The sequence below is a fragment of the Streptomyces sp. NPDC020681 genome, from assembly GCF_044334895.1.
Lineage (GTDB): Bacteria > Actinomycetota > Actinomycetes > Streptomycetales > Streptomycetaceae > Streptomyces.
Window position 1 is genome coordinate 1 of sequence record NZ_JBIRTX010000063.1, and the last position, 3,218, is coordinate 3,218.

Below are 3,218 nucleotides of genomic sequence, written 5' to 3' on the forward strand. Positions count from 1 at the left end.
CGTTCCAGCGCCGCCTCGTGGGATGAGTCGGTCACGAAGACTGAGCAGGTCAGGCAGGCGTTTCCTTTGTCGCAGGACTGCATCGGCGGCAGCATGCACCAGCCGTGGGGCAGGAACCGGTCGGCGCGGTTGAACAGGTGGAGGCTGTCGTGGTCGTTGCGGGAGAAGACGACGTGGGTGCCGTCCGCCCTGAGTTTGGCGGTGGCCAGGAACGCCTGCTCGGCGTGTTCCTGGCGGGCCGCGACGTAGTGCATCGACATTGACGGGGTGGCGTGCCCGGCATAGCGCATCAACACATGGACGGGCAGGCCGAGTTCGGCGAGCCGGGTCAGCTTGGTGTGACGGAAGCGGTGGGTGTGACTCAGGCCGACGGCCTTGCCCTTGCTGTCGGTGATCTTCACGGTCTTGCTGAACTCGCGGAGCATCCAGCTGTAGGTGCCCGACGGGTAGGGCTTGTCGCCCTGGCGGTTGCCGGTCCGCTGCATGAAAAGGTGACGCGGGGTGATGCCGGGGAAGTGGTCACGGACCCATTTCCGTTGTTCCTCGATGACCGCGACGACCTCGGCGTCGACGAGGATGTTGTCCGGCGCGATATCGATCTTGCTTTGTGCGTAGTGGAACCGGGCGATCTCCTCGCCCTCGACCGCGTCGAGGGCCCGGTCAGGGACCGGGGAGAGGCAGTCGAACAGGCAGGTGCGGATCTCGCTGGCCCGCCGACCGGTGAGGATCTGCAGCAGGATCATGCGCATGGCCTGCGGGTCGTCGAAACCGCGAGCCGTCGTCTGCTGTCCGTCGCCCCGAGTGACCAGCATGTGCTCGTCGCGGCCAAGCCCGAGCAAGGGCAGGGCGGCGGGAATCTGGGCGAGCGCGTGGTCGTCGACGTAGTGCTCGTCGTTGAGGTCCCGCTGGTGCGGAATGCGGGAGACCTGACGGAACCACCCGGCCGCGTGCGCGTCCGTGGCCCTCGACCACGGATCGGCTCCGAGGACCTGGCGGGCCTCGGCGGGGTTGGCCGCGACGAACGCGAACAGCTCGGCGACGGCCCGCAGGTCATCGTTGAGCTGACGGGCGGCAACGGGGCGCTGGGCATGCCGTTGCTCGTTCTCGCGCAGGAGGCGGTTGGCGGGGTCGGCGTCCCAGCGGCGGAAGGCGGCGGCCGTCTGGACCGCGTGGGCGGGATCACCCAGGACGTCCAGTGGGTCTGCGAAGGTCGACAGCCACCGGTCGAAGCGGACCAGGCAGCGCATTCTCTCCTGGCTCACCGTGGACCAGCGCAGGACACCTGCTTCCAGCTGGGTGCCGAGCCACCATTTCACCGCTTCCCGCAGCCACTCGTGGCTGATCTTGGAGGGTGAACAGCCGTAGTGGGCCTGGGGTTCGTGCTCCGCCAGCGGGATGCGCGGGTCGCATCGGGGGTGCCACTCGTCCAGCGTCCACCACGGCTCGCCAGAGCATCGGGCGAGCAGGGCCAGGCGGGAGAAACGGAAGATCACCCGCAGCCGGGCGATGCTGCCGTGCGGCGGGAGCCGGCCCCAGCGGGTGGCATAAAACCACCGCTGCAGAGCGCCGGCCGTCTCCCAGTCCATCGTGCGGATCGAGGACGGGAAAGGGTGGTTCTCGCGAAGAGCCCGGCGAAGGATGTTGGCGAACTGGTTGGTGCCCAACACCGCCGAGCGGGTCCCGTCCTGAGCCTGCCAGTGCGCCATCCAGGCCAGTTCGGCGGAGATCAGGTCGGGCAGGCCCCGCAGGTCGATGCGGCGGTCGCCGTTCTCGGTGATCCTGTCCCAGTCCTCGATGCCGTCGCCGATGACCGGCCCCTTCCAGGGCTCGGGCAGTTTCGACCACAGGCGCCAGAACGGGTCCTGGTCACCGGCCGCGTGCAGATGCCGATGTTCACCGGCCATCGGTCACCTGCCAGGAGGAAATGTACGACTTCCAGTTCGCCGCGGCCCGCAGGGCCTCGTCCTCCCGGACCCAGCCATAGAGGTCGATCGTGGTCTGGACGTGTGCGTGCCCGAGGCGCCGCGAGACAACCCACTCCGGCGTCCCGGCCAGCAACAGCGCGGTCGCGTGGCTGTGCCGGAACCAGTGCGGCGTCCACGAGTCGGGGCCGATCTTCTTCTTGCGCAGGGCGGCGGTCTTGTCCCGCACCGTTCCTTCCCGCAGTGCGGCCAGCAGTGGCGGCCGGGTCAGGTTCACCAGCAGCGGCGAGTGCGTACCAATCTCCTCACCCAACTCGGCGGCCCGGCAGGCCAGATGCATCAGGTAGTCGGCGAACAGCTTCTCCAGGTCGGTGCCGACATAGACCCGGCGGGGGCGCATCATCTTCACCCTCGCCCCGTTCTCGTTGTCCTCGCGCGGGACGATCTCGACATAAGGCGTGCCGCCGCGGCCCATGACGAAGTCACCGATCCGCAGGCCCAGGGCCTCGCCCAGCCTCATTCCGGTCTCCGCGAGCAGGGCGAACAGCAACCGGTCGCGGAGGTTCCCCGCCCACTCACCCACCGAGGCATCCGGCCTGGCGCAGCCGTCCAGGATGCCCTGGATCTCGGCCGGCAACAGCAGAGGCGGCCGCCCACGATGCCGCTGGCGGCGGACCCTCACCAGCGAGGACGGGCCCGGCGCGGTGCGGGCGTCCAGGTGCGCGAGCAGGCCGCGGGCCGGGGCCCGGCGCGGTGCCCCGCGCATCAGACGACCCGCGACCGGCACCGAGAAGACCGCCTCCTGCCAGCGGTAGAAGGAGATCAACGCGGCCAGCCTCGCCTCCACCGTCTCCGGCGCGGGCGCTTGTTCAGGCTCGACCAGGGCGTGCTCGACGGTGCGGCCGTTGCGCAGCCAGGACAGGAACCCGGCCACCGCCGGCACCCCGAGATCGCCCCACTTCGCCGTCTCGTCACGCTGTTCGAGGAACGTCCACCACTGAGCAAGCGAGGTCGCATAGCCGCGGACCGTGTTCGGCGACCACAACGGACGGTGGGCCTCCAGCCAGTCCTCGACCGGCGCGACCGTCCGGTACTTCTCATCGATCACGGTCCATGTCCGATGCCCGCTCGAGGGCTGGACCGCCAAGCTGTGTGCCACTGGTGTCGTTCCGTCTCGTTAAACAACTCCCGTTGATAGCAATGCATCAACGACACAGAACGCTCATGGTGACGCTCATCGCGGACACAGAAGAGAGGGGCTCAGGACCCGTTGATAACGCCCGGCACCGGCAAGAC

Annotated in this window: 2 protein-coding genes; both read right to left on the reverse strand. The window is 68.8% G+C overall.

The window, feature by feature from the left end; all coding sequences use genetic code 11:
- The coding region (locus ACH4YL_RS40625; RefSeq protein WP_398512571.1) for a tyrosine-type recombinase/integrase at nucleotides 1-1,904 on the reverse strand (1,904 nt) is incomplete at its 3' end.
- Nucleotides 1,894-3,030, reverse strand: a complete 1,137-nt coding sequence (locus tag ACH4YL_RS40630; RefSeq protein ID WP_398512572.1) for a tyrosine-type recombinase/integrase — start codon at nucleotides 3,028-3,030, stop codon at nucleotides 1,894-1,896. The genes ACH4YL_RS40625 and ACH4YL_RS40630, both read right to left, overlap by 11 nt.
- Nucleotides 3,031-3,218: the final 188 nt, after the last annotated feature.